17 protein-coding genes are annotated in these 14,603 nt (G+C 69.7%); 10 read left to right on the forward strand and 7 right to left on the reverse strand.

Annotation, left to right across the window (positions count from 1 at the left end; genetic code table 11):
• Positions 1 to 30: 30 nt before the first annotated feature.
• Positions 31 to 1,248: a glycosyltransferase gene (locus tag ACQEU1_RS32720; protein ID WP_433210042.1), complete on the reverse strand. Its 1,218-nt coding sequence runs from the start codon at positions 1,246 to 1,248 to the stop codon at positions 31 to 33.
• A 151-nt stretch (positions 1,249 to 1,399) separates the two neighbouring features.
• Here ACQEU1_RS32720 and ACQEU1_RS32725 point away from each other — a divergent pair, with 151 nt between their 5' ends.
• From ACQEU1_RS32725 to ACQEU1_RS32735, 3 genes are read left to right on the forward strand one after another with little or no spacing between them, the layout of a single operon-like run.
• The gene (locus ACQEU1_RS32725; protein WP_433210044.1) at positions 1,400 to 2,065 is read left to right on the forward strand and encodes a response regulator transcription factor; all 666 of its coding nucleotides are present in this window, start codon (positions 1,400 to 1,402) and stop codon (positions 2,063 to 2,065) included.
• Entirely contained in the window at positions 2,062 to 3,375 is a 1,314-nt protein-coding gene (locus tag ACQEU1_RS32730; protein ID WP_433210046.1) for a sensor histidine kinase, read from the forward strand. The genes ACQEU1_RS32725 and ACQEU1_RS32730 overlap by 4 nt, the downstream gene beginning before the upstream one ends.
• Before the next feature lie 54 nt (positions 3,376 to 3,429).
• On the forward strand, positions 3,430 to 5,514 hold the full coding sequence (locus tag ACQEU1_RS32735; protein ID WP_433210048.1) for a M6 family metalloprotease domain-containing protein: 2,085 nt from the start codon (positions 3,430 to 3,432) through the stop codon (positions 5,512 to 5,514).
• Here the strand turns inward: ACQEU1_RS32735 and ACQEU1_RS32740 are convergent.
• Together ACQEU1_RS32740 and ACQEU1_RS32745 are read right to left on the reverse strand one after the other, a co-directional pair.
• Complete coding sequence (locus ACQEU1_RS32740) at positions 5,511 to 5,975, reverse strand: hypothetical protein (protein WP_433210050.1); 465 nt, start codon at positions 5,973 to 5,975, stop codon at positions 5,511 to 5,513. The genes ACQEU1_RS32735 and ACQEU1_RS32740 overlap by 4 nt on opposite strands.
• 56 nt (positions 5,976 to 6,031) lie before the next feature.
• Positions 6,032 to 7,426 (reverse strand): LLM class flavin-dependent oxidoreductase, encoded by a 1,395-nt coding sequence (locus ACQEU1_RS32745; RefSeq protein ID WP_433210052.1) that lies wholly within the window; start codon positions 7,424 to 7,426, stop codon positions 6,032 to 6,034.
• A gap of 76 nt (positions 7,427 to 7,502) precedes the next feature.
• Between ACQEU1_RS32745 and ACQEU1_RS32750 the strand changes: the two genes are divergently transcribed.
• The gene (locus tag ACQEU1_RS32750; RefSeq protein ID WP_433210054.1) at positions 7,503 to 7,985 is read left to right on the forward strand and encodes a MarR family winged helix-turn-helix transcriptional regulator; all 483 of its coding nucleotides are present in this window, start codon (positions 7,503 to 7,505) and stop codon (positions 7,983 to 7,985) included.
• A gap of 10 nt (positions 7,986 to 7,995) precedes the next feature.
• On the opposite strand, the gene ACQEU1_RS32755 is transcribed toward ACQEU1_RS32750, so the two are convergent.
• From ACQEU1_RS32755 to ACQEU1_RS32765, 3 genes are read right to left on the reverse strand one after another with little or no spacing between them, the layout of a single operon-like run.
• Positions 7,996 to 8,379: a hypothetical protein gene (locus tag ACQEU1_RS32755; RefSeq protein WP_433210056.1), complete on the reverse strand. Its 384-nt coding sequence runs from the start codon at positions 8,377 to 8,379 to the stop codon at positions 7,996 to 7,998.
• Complete coding sequence (locus ACQEU1_RS32760; RefSeq protein ID WP_433210058.1) at positions 8,372 to 8,752, reverse strand: hypothetical protein; 381 nt, start codon at positions 8,750 to 8,752, stop codon at positions 8,372 to 8,374. The genes ACQEU1_RS32755 and ACQEU1_RS32760 overlap by 8 nt, the downstream gene beginning before the upstream one ends.
• A gap of 37 nt (positions 8,753 to 8,789) precedes the next feature.
• Positions 8,790 to 9,374: a class I SAM-dependent methyltransferase gene (locus tag ACQEU1_RS32765; RefSeq protein ID WP_433210060.1), complete on the reverse strand. Its 585-nt coding sequence runs from the start codon at positions 9,372 to 9,374 to the stop codon at positions 8,790 to 8,792.
• A gap of 225 nt (positions 9,375 to 9,599) precedes the next feature.
• Between ACQEU1_RS32765 and ACQEU1_RS32770 the strand changes: the two genes are divergently transcribed.
• Positions 9,600 to 11,195: a glycoside hydrolase family 64 protein gene (locus ACQEU1_RS32770; RefSeq protein ID WP_433210062.1), complete on the forward strand. Its 1,596-nt coding sequence runs from the start codon at positions 9,600 to 9,602 to the stop codon at positions 11,193 to 11,195.
• Between the two features lie 100 nt (positions 11,196 to 11,295).
• Here ACQEU1_RS32770 and ACQEU1_RS32775 read toward each other — a convergent pair whose 3' ends face one another.
• Positions 11,296 to 11,595: a hypothetical protein gene (locus tag ACQEU1_RS32775; protein ID WP_433210064.1), complete on the reverse strand. Its 300-nt coding sequence runs from the start codon at positions 11,593 to 11,595 to the stop codon at positions 11,296 to 11,298.
• Between the two features lie 89 nt (positions 11,596 to 11,684).
• Here ACQEU1_RS32775 and ACQEU1_RS32780 point away from each other — a divergent pair, with 89 nt between their 5' ends.
• The 5 genes from ACQEU1_RS32780 (at position 11,685) to ACQEU1_RS32800 (ending at position 14,596) form a co-directional block, all read left to right on the forward strand.
• The gene (locus ACQEU1_RS32780; protein ID WP_433210066.1) at positions 11,685 to 11,993 is read left to right on the forward strand and encodes a hypothetical protein; all 309 of its coding nucleotides are present in this window, start codon (positions 11,685 to 11,687) and stop codon (positions 11,991 to 11,993) included.
• 13 nt (positions 11,994 to 12,006) lie between these two features.
• A complete protein-coding gene (locus ACQEU1_RS32785) occupies positions 12,007 to 12,723 on the forward strand; it encodes a hypothetical protein (protein ID WP_433210068.1) in 717 nt (238 codons plus the stop codon).
• Position 12,724: 1 nt separating this feature from the next.
• The gene (locus tag ACQEU1_RS32790) at positions 12,725 to 13,093 is read left to right on the forward strand and encodes a hypothetical protein (RefSeq protein ID WP_433210070.1); all 369 of its coding nucleotides are present in this window, start codon (positions 12,725 to 12,727) and stop codon (positions 13,091 to 13,093) included.
• Positions 13,094 to 13,238: 145 nt separating this feature from the next.
• Positions 13,239 to 13,742 carry a YbaB/EbfC family nucleoid-associated protein gene (locus tag ACQEU1_RS32795; protein WP_433210072.1) on the forward strand — a complete coding sequence of 168 codons (504 nt, stop codon included), beginning with the start codon at positions 13,239 to 13,241 and terminating at the stop codon, positions 13,740 to 13,742.
• Between the two features lie 20 nt (positions 13,743 to 13,762).
• The gene (locus tag ACQEU1_RS32800) at positions 13,763 to 14,596 is read left to right on the forward strand and encodes a WXG100 family type VII secretion target (RefSeq protein WP_433210074.1); all 834 of its coding nucleotides are present in this window, start codon (positions 13,763 to 13,765) and stop codon (positions 14,594 to 14,596) included.
• Positions 14,597 to 14,603: the final 7 nt, after the last annotated feature.

Raw genomic sequence — 14,603 nt, forward strand, 5'->3', positions numbered from 1 at the left:
CGGCCGGAACTGCCACCGAAGCAGTGGCGGTCATCCCTCATCCTCTCGGTCGGTCCTGCGGAACACCCAGCTCCGCAACAGGAAGAAGCGCCCCACCGTGCCCAGCGCCGAGGAACCCAGCAGCACCGCCAGTTCGAGCGTGCGCGACGGCGAAGCGGAAACCGCGTGCAACACGAGCAACGCGGCCGAGGTGAACGCGTAGTAGAGCCCGAACACCACGAACCCTTGGAGATGTGTTCTGCCGCGGGACGCCTTGCGCGCGGTGAACGTGAAGCGCCGGTTCGCCTCGGTGTTGAACAACGTCGTGATCACCAGCGCGGCGAGGTTCGCCCCCAGCACCGGCCACCACGTCCGGAAGATCCCGTACAGAGCCAGGTTCGCCAGCGTGGAGATGACCCCGATGACCGCGAACGACAGCACCTGCCAGGACAGCCCACCGGAGCTGCGGCTCAGCACGGCGTCCGGGTGGATGGCCCTGGGCAACGGCCGCTGCGGCAACCCGGTCACCAGCGCGGTCCCGTTCGCCTTGGCCCGCGCGACCCGGACCAGTCCCTTGATGTCGTCCAGCGCCGTCCGCACGACGTCGACGCGGCTGTCCACGTCCTCGACCCAGTCGACGGGCACCTCGTGCACCCGCAACCCGTTGTGCTCGGCCAGGAGCAGCAGTTCGGTGTCGAAGAACCACGCCTCGTCGCGGGCCTGTCCCAGCAACGGCCGGACGACCTCGGTGCGCGCCGCCTTGAACCCGCACTGCGCGTCGCTGAACCGCGCCCCGTGCGTCAGCCTGATCAACGCGTTGTAGGCGCGCGACACCAGCTCGCGGCGAGGCCCGCGCACGGTCCGCGACCCCGGCGCCAGCCGTGACCCGATCGCGAGGTCCGAATGCCCGTTGAGCAGCGGCGCGACCAGCGGCAGCAACCCGTCCAGGCCGGTGGACAGGTCGACGTCCATGTAGACGACGACCGCCGCCTCGCTGGCGCCCCACGACTCCCGCAGGGCCAGCCCGCGGCCCTTCTGGTCGAGGTGGTGCACGCGGACCCGCTCGTAGCGCGAGGCGAGGTTCCAGGCGACCTCCAGCGTGCCGTCCGTGCTCGCGTTGTCGACGACGACGATCGACCAGTCGAAGGGGAACTGCTCGCTCAGGAACGCGTGCAGCACCTCGACGCAGCCGGGCAGGGCCCGTTCCTCGTTGTAGACGGGGATCATGATGTCGACTGTCCCCGTGGCCTGGGCGGTGCTCACCGTCATGCCATCTCCGTTCCACTGTGGACACAGCTGTGACCGTTGTGGGACCGAGCCTGCTGATCCTTCTGTGAGAACGTCCTTGGGGTGCGCTGAGAGATTCGTGAGAGCGCGGATGCACAGCTGGCTCACAGCGAAGCGCCCTACCGTTCCCGCCATGAGACTGCTCGTGGTGGACGACGACCCCGACGTGCGGGACAGTCTGCGGCGCAGCCTCGAGTTCGAGGGCTACGAGGTCACGACCGCCGCGGACGGTGCCGAGGCGCTGCCCCTCGTCGGGCACGCCGACCTGGCCATCCTCGACCTGATGATGCCGAACCTGGACGGCTCGGAGGCGTGCCGGCGGATCAGGGCGGCGGGCGTCCGCCTGCCCGTGCTGATGCTCACCGCCCGCGACGCGCTGGGCGACCGCGTCACCGGCCTCGACGCCGGCGCCGACGACTACCTGGTCAAGCCGTTCGCGCTGGAGGAACTGCTGGCCAGGGTCCGTGCGCTGCTCAAGCAGAACCGCCGCCGCACCACCCCGCGGCTGCTCAGGTTCGCCGACCTGAGCATGGACCCGCAGGCCCGCGAGGTGCTGCGCGGCACCGCCAGGCTCGACCTGACGCCGACCGAGTTCGACCTGCTCGCCGTGTTCCTGAACGACCCCGACCGGCTGCTCACCAAGAAGCACCTCAAGCACGCCGTGTGGGGCAAGGACCAGGGCACCAACCTGCTCGACGTCTACATCGGCTACCTGCGCCGCAAGACCGAGTCCGGCGGGCGTCCACGCCTGCTGCACACCGTGCGGGGCATGGGTTTCATCCTGCGCGAGTCGCCGTGAGGAGCCCGGTCCTGTTGCGCGGCAAGCTCGCGTTGATCACCGCGTTCGTCGTGGCGGTCGCGATCGCGGGCATCAGCGTCGTCACCTGGATCGCCACCGAGCACAACCTCCGTTCACAGCTCGACCAGTCGTTGCTCGCGAGCATGCCCCCGCCGCGCATCAAGATCCGTTGCGACGATCCCGCTCCACCGCAGGGACTTCAGCAGGTCCTCCAGGGCATCCAGACCCTGAGCGTCGACGGCCACACCTGCGCGCCACCCGGCGTCGACCCGGTCGTCACCACCGCCGCCGACCTCGTCACGACACCGACGTTCCGCGACGGCGTCACCGAAAGCGGCGCCCCGGCCCGGATCCTCGTGCAACCGATCGGCACCGGGGCCGTGCTGGTCCTGAGCCGCAGCACGGCCGAGATCGACAGCACCCTGACCACGCTCGCGGGCGTCCTCGCCGCGGTGTCGATCCTGGGGGTGATGCTCGCGGCAGGCGCCGGGCTCTGGCTGACCCGGCGCGCCCTCGCCCCGATGGAACGCCTCACCGCGGCCGCCGAGCACATCGCGAGAACCGAGGACCTCACGACGCCGGTCGAGGTCGACGGCAGGGACGAGGTGGGCAGGCTCGGCCGCGCCTTCGCGTCGATGACCGCCGCCCTCGCCGAGTCCAGACGACGGCAGAAAGACCTGGTCAACGACGCCGCGCACGAGCTGCGCACGCCGTTGACCAGCCTGCGCACCAACATCGACCTGCTGGTCCGCAGCGAACGCACCGGGAGACCGCTCCCACAGCGCGCCGAGGTCCTCGACCGGCTCCAGGCCCAGACCCAGGAGTTCGGCGACCTGGTCACGGAGCTCGTCGTGCTCGCCCGCGATGACCGCGAGCTGGCCCAGGACGACGTCGAGGTCGCCGAGGTGATCGACAAGGCGGTCCGGCGCGCCCGCAGCCGTTCGCGCGACCACCTCTTCGACGTCGACCACGACCGGTGGTCCGTCGTCGGCGACGCCAACGCGCTCGAACGCAGCGTGCTCAACCTGCTCGACAACGCGGTGAAGTTCTCGCCGACCGGCTCCACGATCACCGTCCGCTCGAAACCCGGCTGGCTCACCGTCAGCGACGAGGGGCCGGGCGTGCCGTTCGAGCACCGCAACGCCGCGTTCGAACGGTTCTGGCGCGCCCCGGACGCCCGCCGCCTGCCCGGATCGGGGCTGGGCCTCGCGATCGTCGCCGACGTGGTGGCCGTCCACGGCGGCAGCGTCCGGTTCGAACCGAGACCGCGCGGTGCGTCCGTTCGCGTGGATCTGCCCGAGTTCCGTTGAGCGGCAGACGATCGACGGGTGTTTCGCACCACCGCTCTGCACCACGGTGTTGGCATGAAGCGCAAACACCGGCGCCCTGCCTTGCTGATCACCGCGCTCCTCTCGATCGCGATGGTCACCGTCGGCCACTCCGCCGCCGCCCCTGCCGAACCCGCGAACCACTGGCAGTACGACCACTGGCCGCAGCAGCAGCCGTGGCAGCAGACGAGAGACTCCGCGCGAGTCCTCTCCCAGGCGGGGTTCCCCGGCCCGATCGACCCGCAGAACTGGGTCAACCCGGACCACATGACGTGGGAACGCGACTACAAGAAGATCCCCGGCACCAACTGGGCCGACCCGGCGGTCAAGGGTTCGGTGCGCAACTTCAAGGGCGCGCTCGTCCTGCTGGACTACCCGAACCAGCCGTTCGTCGTCACGCAGGCCAAGAACTCCACCGTGTTCGGCAACCCGAGCGCCGAGGCCGCCAACGTGCCGCGCGCACAGGTCGGGCAGTTCTACCAGGACTTCCTGAACAAGCCGAACGCGCTGAACCGCGGCCACACCGTGCACGAGTACTGGATGGAGACCTCCGGCGGGCGCTACGGCGTCGAGCTGAAGGCGTTCGGCCCGTACACGATGCCGGGCAAGGACCACGAGTACGCCATGGAGTTCCAGGGCGGCACCGGCTGTCCGGCCGGGGACAACTGCAACCGCAACATCCGCACCGACGGCCGTGCCGCGTGGGTCGCGGACGCCGGGGCCGAGGTGCCCGCGGGCTACGACTTCATCTACTACCTGTCCGCGGGCCAGGACGAGTCCGGCACCTGGCAGGAGTTCGGGATGATGAAGTTCCGGACCAAGGAGGACGTCACCGACGACTTCGGCCCGCCGGACCCCGCGCTGCCGAACTGGTCGAGCACCCGGTACGTCGACTGGACGTCGTGGGCGGCGGGCTCGACGATCTGGCCCAACGCGGGCGGCGGTTCCTCGACGCAGGCCGAGAGCTCCGGCCAGGGCGTCTACGCGCACGAGCTGAGCCACATCCTCGGCATCGGCGACAACTACAACAACCCGTACGGCAACCCGCCGCGCCGCGACTACAGCGGCCCGTGGGACATGCTGTCGCGCGGCTCGTTCAACGGTCCCGGCGGCCCGCACTCGCGCTGGACGATCCCGGCGACCGGCGGCGGATCCCTGGGCTCGCAACAGACCTTCCGCAACCGGATCAAGCTCGGCATCATCGACGAGAAGAACGTCCTGAGGCTCTCGCGGGAAGCGCTGGCCGGTTCCGGCACGGTCATCGCGAAGATCACCGCGCGTGAGGTCAACCCCGGTCTCACCGGACTGACGGGCATCAACCTCGCGTTGGGCACCGGTGACAAGACGCCGTCCTGCAACGTCTCCACCAACCCGTTCTGCGACGGCGGCGGCTACAACAACTACACGCTCGAGGTCGTGGACCGGATGGGCGCCGACTCGTTCACCCCGGACTCCGGCGTGCTGCTCGCCAAGACCAAGAACGCCGACGCGGCGCCGTTCACGTGGGTGATCGACGCGAACCCGCAGGACATCGGCATGACCGACTACGTGCTGCCGGACGGCACGAAGGTCCCGATCACGGTCGGCGACTACCGCCAGCTCTCGGACGCGTTGTTCCACGCCGGCACCGGCTCCGGCAGCGAGTTCGAGTTCGTCGACACGGCGAACCGCCTGCACTTCTACGTCCTGGACGTGCAGCGGGACACCCGCGGCGTGCTGTCGTACACCGTGGCGGTCCGGTCGCTCGACGGCGCCGGTCCGCAGCAGCGCGGGGTGCGGGTCACGCCGACCGCCGCCCGTGCCGACGCGTCGGGGGTGGCGACCTGCCGCTTCCCGCTGACCAACACCGGCCGTGCGGCGACGCCCGGTTCGCAGCACCCGGAGCCCGTCGACCAGTACCTCGACGGCGACGTCTACCGGGTGAGCGCGAAGGCGGAGAACGGCTGGACCGTCTCGGTGCCGAACGCCCTGGCCACCGCCAAGTTCGGCGCCCGGGTCGACGTCGCGGTGCACGCGCAGCGCGGCAGCGGGCCGATCATGTCGAAGGTGACGCTGACGGCCGTGTCGGAGAGCAACCCCGGCCGGTCCGCGACGGCCACCTGCACGGTGACCGGCCGCTAACGGCGACGGCTCCGGACCGGCACGCGCCGCTCCGGAGCCGGTACCGGTCCTGACGTCAGCATCACGAAGCACGCCAGCAGCACGACGGTCCCGCACGCGATCCACGTCAGCGTGCGGACCGTCGGCACCGGCGGGATCACGCCGATGCTGAACAGCAGCAGCGGCAGGCCGAGCGCGTAGCAGACCCCGGCCGCGAACGTCCGGCCGGAGCCGTTGACCAGCAACGGAAGCGCGGCGATCGCGGCGAGGACGGCGAACGCGAGCCACGCGTACGTCATGCCGGTGTGCAGCGCGATCGTGACGTCCATGCCGCCGTTCGCGCGGATCGCGGACTCGGTGTCGGCCGCGTGGCTGAACCCCGCGGCGGCTCTACCTCCCGCGAAGACGGCTGTGAGCAGCAGCGACGCCCCCAGGATGGTGCGACCGCGGCGTACGGGATCGACTCGCTTCCTGGTGTCCACGCGCCCAGTCTGTTGGCTGTGCGCGGTCGCGCGCCGCCGCACACGCCGAAGTGCACTCAGTGGTGGTACGCGATGCGCGCCATCGGTTCGAGAAGTTCACCCTCCTCATAGGACAGGTGCGAGAGCAGGGTGTCGGTCAGCAGGTCGACCGACTCCTTCACCTCGGCGATCCGGTGCGGTTCCGCGACCGTCGCCACGAGCGCGGCGTCGAGCCGTTCGAGCACCTCGTGGATGACGTGGTGCTCCTCGGTCAGCCGGTCGAGGACGGGACCCAGCCGGCCGTCGCCCTGGCGGAGCTGCGGGTAGAGGCTCGTGTCCTCGAGCGTGTGGTGGATCGTGACGAGACGGCAGTAGCTCTCGCAGTACGCGCCCATCGTCCAGTTGTTCTGGCGCATGGTCATCGTGTTGATCTCGTCGCGCGCCTCGCCGATGCCGATGATCCCCTCGGCCGCCTGGTCGACGATCGACCTGACCTTGTTCAGCTCGTCGCGCAGGTGGTTGTGGACGCCGACCAGCTGCCGGCCGAGCGCCCTGCCCGAAGCGGTGTAGACGGCGTCCGCTTCAGGCGCCGGTGCTTTTGGGCGGGACGACTCGTCCCACGGGAGCTTCGTGCCGCGTTCCTTCTGCACGATCTCGCGCACGGCAGGAACCGTCTCTTCGGCGAACGCGAGCAACTCTTCTTCTGTGTTGACCATCGCGATGAAGCCGCTCATACCGTCGTTGAGCGCGAGCTCGGCGAGTTGTTGTGCGGTGAACTCGTTGCCGATGTTGTAGATGCGGCGGATGGCCTTGGGTTCACGACCGGCCTCGACCGCGGCTTCGTCGATGATGGCGTTCATCGCCTTGAGCTGCTGCGGCGGCGCGTACGGGCTGGACGGCAGCCAGCCGTCCGCCTTCCGTCCGGTGAGCTGGAGCATCCGCTTCTTGTAGGCGCCCAGCCAGATGCCGATGTCGTGCTTCGGGAACGGCCCGGGCCGCGCGCCGTCGAGCCCGTAGTGCTTGCCCTGCAACCGAACCCCGCGCCCAGGCGTCCACAGCGCCCTGATCACCGCGATGGCCTCTTCGAGCGCCTCGACCGACTCGGCCGGCGTCCGCCGCGGACCACCCATCGCGACGATGGCGTCCCAGAACGCCCCAGCACCGAGCCCAAGCTCAACGCGCCCACCGCTGATGACGTCAAGACTCGCCGCCGCGCGCGCAAGCACAGCAGGCGGCCGCAACGGCAGGTTCGCAACGTTGGGGAACACACGGACGTTGGTCGTGGACGCGGCGATGACCGACAACGACGTCCACGTGTCGAGGTTCGCCGCGTTGTACGGGTGGTCCTGGATGCTGACCAGCTCCAGTCCTCGCACGTCAGCGGCCTGCGCGAGCTTGAGCGTGGTGCCGAAGTCGTCGGCGGCCGGCGGCAGGAACACCCCGAACTCCAGCGGGTGACCGTAATCTGTCATGCCGAAAGTATGCCACGCAGATGTTCTGCTGGACAGACGTTCATGTTCGCAGACGTTCTGGCGCTATCATGAACGGGTGACCGCACTTGAGGACGACTTCGGCTGGACCCTCGGTGTGGTGTTCCGCGCCTACGTGAAGGCGACCAACCAGGCCGTGGGGGACCTGCCCGGCGGCCATCGCGGTTACCAGATCCTGACCGCCGCGACGCGGGACCGGCCGGAGAGCCAGTCGGCGCTGTGCTCGCAGCTCGGGATCGACCGCACGGTCATGACGTACCTGCTCGACGACTTGGAGCGGGCGTCGCTGGTCGAGCGCAGGCCCGCGCCCGCCGACCGCCGGACGCGGTTGGTCGTGGCCACCGAGGTCGGCAGGGACAGGCTGCGGGAGCTCGACCTCCGGCTGGAGCACGCCGAGGCCCACGTGCTGTCGAGCCTGCCCGCCGCGGACCGGAGGACGTTCAAGGAACTGCTGTGCCGCTTGGCCGGGCACGTCAACGAGCTGGATCCCGTGCCCAGCGCTTGTCAGGTCGTGCAGGACATCGCGACGAGCACGCCCTGACGCGGGACCGTCACGCGGCCTGGGACGTCCTGCGCAGCCACCACAGCCCGAGCACGGGCAGGACGAGCGGGATGAACCCGTAGCCGATGCCGAAGAACGACCACACCGTGGCCTCCGGGAACTCCTGCGGCACAACGAGACTGGCCGTGCCGACGAGCAGCACACCGGCCAGTTCGATCGAGCACGCGACCAGCGCGATCCGGCGCCCGCCCCTGGCCAGCGCGACCGTCGCGAGCACGTAGACCAGCGCGGCGAACGCCGACAGCACGAACGCGACCGGCGCGTGCTCGAACCGGGTGCCGATCTGCACCGCCGACCGCGCCGTGGCGGCGAGCGCGAAGACGCCGTAGACGGCGATCAGCATGCGGCCGGGACCCTCGCGCAGCTCAGGCATGGCCTGCCCAGATCTGCCCGAGCCGCAGGATCATCACCGGCACGCTGAGGCACGCCACGATCAGCACGCCCGCGCTCCACCGAGTGCGTTCGCCGGCCGACCAGGCCACGCCGACCGGCACGATCACGAGCGGCCCGAGCAGGTAGCCGGCGAACGAGAACGTCTGGATCTCGCGGTCGAGCCCCGCCAGCGCCGCGAACCCGGCGACGGCCTGGACCAGCAGGCCCAGTTCGAGCACGGCCATGATCCCCAGCAACCCCTTGGACAGGTTCGTCAGCGGCAGCAGGGCTTTGTTCAGCGCGATCAGCAGGCCCGCGTAGGCGGCGCCCACGAGCGCGAGGACGGTCAGCACCGTCGGCAGCACGTCGATCATGAGGCTCTTCCGGGAAGCGAAGGGGACACCCCGGAATCTAGCTGACCAGCAGATACCGCTCGTCGTCGATCTCCCGTCCCCACAACGCGGCGTCGTCCAGCAGCGTGACCTCGCCTTCCCGTCCGGCGTTCCGCACGAGTCGCAGGCACTCGTCGGCGCGCAGTCCGGCCCCCGTGGACCAGCGTCCCTCCACGAGCACCATCCGCCCTCCCGGCCCGAGCAGCCCGGCCCAGAGCTTCAGCGCGGCGGCGGGATCGGGCAACGCCCACAGCACGTGCCGCGCCAGCACGACGTCCGCCGATCCCGGCTCGTACGGCGGTTGCGAGGCGTGTCCCTCCACGAACTCGGCGTCCACTCCGGCGGCCTCCGCCTTCGCCCGCGCGGCGGCGACCATCCGTCCGGAAAGGTCGACCCCGCGAACGTGATGTCCTTGCCGCGCAAGCAGAACGGACAGGCTGCCGGTGCCGCACCCGAGGTCGACGACGCGCGCAGGGCCGTCCGGCAGCAGCGGCAGGAGCAGTGCCGCCCACGCGTCGCGCACGGCGGGGTCGAGCAGTCCGTGGTCGGGTTCCTCGTCGAACCTCGCCGCGTGCCGGTCCCAGAACTCGCGCACCTCGTTCATCCACCCAGCCTGCCGCAGCGCCCTGGGGAGTGTCGCGTTCGACCCGACCGTGATCACGACCGTGCCCGGTTCCGGCCCGGTATTGACATTGCTCCTATCAGCGAACAACCATGGAAGCGCTCTCATAACCGGTCTGGACCAGTTCTCGGACCGGAGTGCACCGACCGCTCCTGCAGTCCCCGGTCGGTGACCTGCCGGCAGAGCACCCCCTGCACAAGGAGTCACATGCGCACTCGGACGAAGTGGTTGAGCGCGCTCGCCGCACTGGCGGCGACCGCGTCGGCGGCCATCGCGATGACACCGGCACAGGCCATCGGTCCCGACCTGCTGCCTCTGAACGTCACCAACAACAGCGGCCGGTCGGAGTCCGTGCACCTGTACGTCCTGGGCACCGACATCCGCAACGGCCGCCTCGGGTACGTCAACCAGGGCGGCACCTTCACGCCGTGGTCCCCCGGCGGCAACCCGCCCACCCCCGCGCCGGACGTCTCCATCGCGGGTCCCGGCCAGGGCGGCACCACCACGTTGCGCGTCCCCAGGTTCATCTCGGGCCGCGTGTACATGTCGTTCGGCGAGAAGCTGAAGTTCTTCCTGACGCCGGACGGCCTGGTGCAACCCGCGCCGTGGGCGGGCGGTGACCCGAACAGCGGCATCCTGTTCGACTGGAGCGAGTTCACCTACAACGACGCCGGCCTGTGGCTCAACAGCTCCCAGGTGGACATGTTCGCGGTCCCGCACGCGGTGACCGTGACGGGCGCGAGCGGTGCCACGAAGAAGACCGGCGAGCTGAAGTCAGGCGGCCGTGACGCCGTCATCAACGGCATCCGCGGCCAGGCGGGCTGGGGCGGCTCGATCATGACCCGCGGCGACGGCACCGTGCTGCGCGTGCTCGCACCGGGCAAGGCGGCCGACGTCGGCAACTTCGACCGCAACTACCTCGACCCGTACATCAACCAGGCGTGGAACTCCTACACGGGCCGGACGTTGACCGTGCAGCCGTTCGGCGACCGTCCGGACGTGAAGTACTTCGGCCGCACCTCCGGCAACAACATGAACTTCACGAACTCCGCCGGCCAGCAGGTCGCGTCGTTCGCGAAGCCGTCCACCTCGAACGTCTGGGGCTGCGACGGCGCGTTGCACGCCCCCAACGACCAGGTCGTCGGCCCGATCGCCCGCACCCTGTGCGCCGCGCTGCACCGCACCACGCTGGACCGCATCACCACCCAGCCGGGCGGCGGCCCCGCGGACTTCTACCAGGGCGCCATCACCAACCACTACTCGAAGCTCGTGCACCAGAACATGGTGGACGGCAAGGCGTACGGGTTCGCGTTCGACGACGTGCAGGCCCAGGAGTCCCTGGTGCACGACGGCGACCCGCGCTCGGCCGGCATCATCCTCACCCCGTTCAGCGGCGGCTCCACCCCGCCGCCCACCTCGAACTTCAGCAGCATCGTCAGCGACTGGCACGGCAAGTGCATCGACGTGCCGAACTGGAACTTCGCCGACGGCCAGCGCCTCATCGTGTGGAACTGCACGGGCGGCACGAACCAGAAGTTCGAGTGGACCGGCGGCACCCTGCGCACCGAGAACAACAAGTGCGTGGACGTGGCCTGGGGCTCCCGCGACAACGGCGCGGCGGTCCAGCTCGCCACCTGCTCCGGCAACCCGGCCCAGCAGTTCACGCTGAACGGCAACGGCGACCTGGTCAACCCGCAGGCGAACAAGTGCGTCGACATCGCCGAGTGGAACCCGAACAACGACGCCGTCCTGCACATGTGGGACTGCGTCGGCGGCGCCAACCAGAAGTGGCACCGCGGCTAGTCACGTAGCTCGACACCCGACTCCGAGCACCTGTCAGGTCCGATCCCACAGGTGGCCCGCGAGCCGGGTGTCGAGCACCTTGCCGCTCGCGGCGAACGCCCTAGCCGAGCACCGCCCGAATCAGCCCGGCGCTGCCGAAGATCAGCACGATGGCGAGCAGCATCCAGCCGGCCCGTGCGCCGAGCAGCCCGGCACTCGGTGACTCCTGCGAGCGGGCTCGGGCGTTCAGGGCCTCGGCGCGCAGCACGCAGGCGAGCACGCCGACCCAGATCGCGAACACGGCCAGGAACACGGGATGGCCGAAGATTCCGCCGATCAGAAGTCCGATGAGGACCGGCGTGAAGACCGCGATCCAGAGCGTGCGGAAGAGCAGCCCCCATCGATAGATGCCGGTGGCCACACCCGTCCTCCGCTCGCCGCGCGCGTCATCTCCAGCTTCGCTACCTTACGTGATCACCTGAGCACTTTAGGTTCAAGCGGAGGTGAGCGATGTCGTTCAAGGCGGAACCGTCGAGTTTGGACACGTTCGCGGCTGTCCTGGAGGGCCTGGGCGGCGACGTGGCCGCGGCCAAGGACTACCTGCACAAGCATCTGTCGTACGACTACGGCGACGCGCGCATGTTCGCGAACATCGCGAACGCCAACAACGACACCAAGACCGCCGTGAACGACTCGCTCGCGCGGCTGGCCGACGTCGTGGTGAAGTCCGCGGCCGAGCTGCACAAGTCCGCGCGGATGTACCGCAACACCGACGACAACGAAGAGCGGCGCCTCGACGCCACCTACCCCAGCAAGTGACCGGAGCGCGCACATGACCAGTCCGTCGGCCGCCCTGGTCGCACCCACCAGCGAACAGATGATCCCGGAGACGTTCGACAAGATCCTTTCCTTCCCGGACTACTTCAGCGTCGGGCACTGGATCCTCGTCGGGTGCGACGCCCTGTTCGGTGTCAACCCGGCCGAGTGGATCGCCAAGGAGATCGCGGGCGACTGGGAGGCCGTGGCGAGAGCGGGCAGCGCGCTCAAGAACCTGGGCAAGTTCAACGAGTCCTTCGCGGGCGCCGTGACCAGCGGCACCGACACGATGTTCAAGGGTTGGGAAGGCAACGCCGCTGCTGCGGCGCACGCCTACTTCGACCAGTTGCCCACGGCCTTGCGCGCGCAGATCAGCGCCCTCAACAACACCGGCCACCAGTTCGAACAGGCCGCCTTCGGCGTGTGGGGCGTCGCGAAGACGATCGTGAGTTTGCTGGAACTGCTCCTGGACCTGGTCATCGCCTGGGCCATCGAAGCGGCTGCCACCGCCGCCGCGTCGTGGACCGTGGTGGGCGCCATCGCGGGTGCCGCGGCCATGGCGGCGACCGCGATGAAGGCGATCTCGGTGTGGGGCGACATCTGCAAGGCGCACGGCCTGGCGTGGACGATCTGCACCGGCGTCACCGGCACGATCGCCGGCTACCTGAGCCTGCTGCACGACATGAAGAACCACCCGCTGCCCAAGGGCGCCTACGACCACCCCGGAGCGTGACGTGACCAAGCCAAGGCCGGAACCACTCCTCGACGTGGCCCGCGGCGACGCGGCCCGCTCCCACGTGCTGCGCGAGTCGTTGAAGATCCTGCGCTCCCGCTCGGCCGACCCTGCGTTCGGCAGGCTCGTGGACGACGTCCTGGCCGGCCGCCGAGGCCTGCGCGAGGCGGTCGCGAGCCCGTTGTTCAACCAGGCCCTCACCCCAGGTGTGCAGGAAGCGGCCGCGCGCTTCAAGGAGATGCCGGAAGAAGAGCGCGCGCGTCTCGCCGCCGAAGGGGAGCGTCAGTTGAACCGGCTCCGCGACGACCTGAGCGGGCCCGATGACGACGAGGACTTCGGCGACACGAACTACCTGCAGCCGTCGAGGTAGCGCCGGCGCAGGGCCTGACTTCCCCCGTCTTCCGCGCCCCGGCCGCACCCGAACGAGTTGCCGGTCGATCTTGGCGTTCGGGCAACGCGCTGTGAGCGGTTGTGGAATCCTTTGGTCCATCCGGTCGAGTGGGATGGAGCGCTGGGTGAAGACGCCCGAAGAGTGGATGCGCGACTTCGAGGCGAAGATCGCCGACGCGCAGGCGAAGGCGGCCGCCGTCCAGGAAGGACTCGCGCAGGCAGGCGGGTCCGCGTCGTCGAACGACGGGACGATCACGGTGAGCGTCGCGCCCAACGGCGCGCTGACCGGCCTCGAGCTGACCGCGGACGCCATGCGCAAGCCGCACGGTCAGCTGTCCGCCGAGATCCTGGAGATCGCGCGCAAGGCGCAGCGGGGCGCGGCCGTGAAGGTCGCGGAGACGTTCGCCGCGGTCGAGGGCGAGGGCTCCGAGACGTACCGCGTGATCACCGAGTACCTCCCGCCGCCGGAGGAAGAGGAGAAGCCGGGCGCTCCGGCCTACGCGTTCAACGAGGAGTACGAGGAACGCGCCGCGACCGCTCCTCCGCCGCCCGCTCGCCGTCCCGCACCGAGGCCGAGCAGCGATGACGACGAGGACTTCAGCGACGGTTCGATCTTCAAGAAGCGCTGAACCACCGCACTGGGGGAAGTATGTCCGAGGAGAACAGCACCACCACGTGGTCGACGGGCGCGGGTGTCGTCGACAGCGTCGCCGGGTTCGTCGACTCGCTGACGTCGGAGTCGGAGGGCGAGGGCCCTGACGTCATCGACGTCGCGCTGGGCGGCGCCGGCATGGTCGTCGACGTCGTCGCCACGATGGCGAACCCGCTCGGCATGCTCGCGTCGGCCGGTGTCGGCTGGCTGCTGGAGCACGTCGACTTCCTGCGCGAGCCGCTGGACGCGTTGCTGGGCAACCCGGACGAGATCAACGCGAACACCGACCAGCTCAAGCAGGCCGCGCTGCAGATGAAGATGATCGCGCAGGAGCACCGCGAGGACCTGCGCGGCGTCTCCGACTGGGAGGGCGCGTCCGGTGACGCGTTCAAGCGCGAGATGGACCAGATGGCGGGCGAGTACGAGGCGCTCGGCAAGACGATGGACGGCACCGCCGCCATCTACGCGTTGTCCGGCGCCCTGGTCTGCGAACTGCGGTCGCTGGTGTTCGGCTGGATCTCCGACCTCATCGGCGAACTGATCGCGAGCGCGCTCATCGCCGCCGCGTCCGCCGTGGTCACGCTGGGCAGCTCCATCGCCGCGTTCGCGGGCTACGCGGGCACCCGTGCCGCCATGATGGCCACCAAGATCGCGGGCAGGCTCTCGAAGCTCGCGTCGGCCATGGCCCGCTTCGGCGGACGCATGGCCAAGCTCGCGGAGAAGATGCAGGGCCTGGTCAAGGGCTTGGAACGGTTCGCCGAGTACGGCGGCTACGCGAAGACCGCCTACGACGCCGTCAAGCCCTACGACATGCCGCCTGCCACCGCCTGATGACCGG

It is taken from the genome of Lentzea sp. CA-135723 (genome assembly GCF_050936595.1).
In the GTDB taxonomy this organism is placed as follows: Bacteria; Actinomycetota; Actinomycetes; order Mycobacteriales; family Pseudonocardiaceae; genus Lentzea.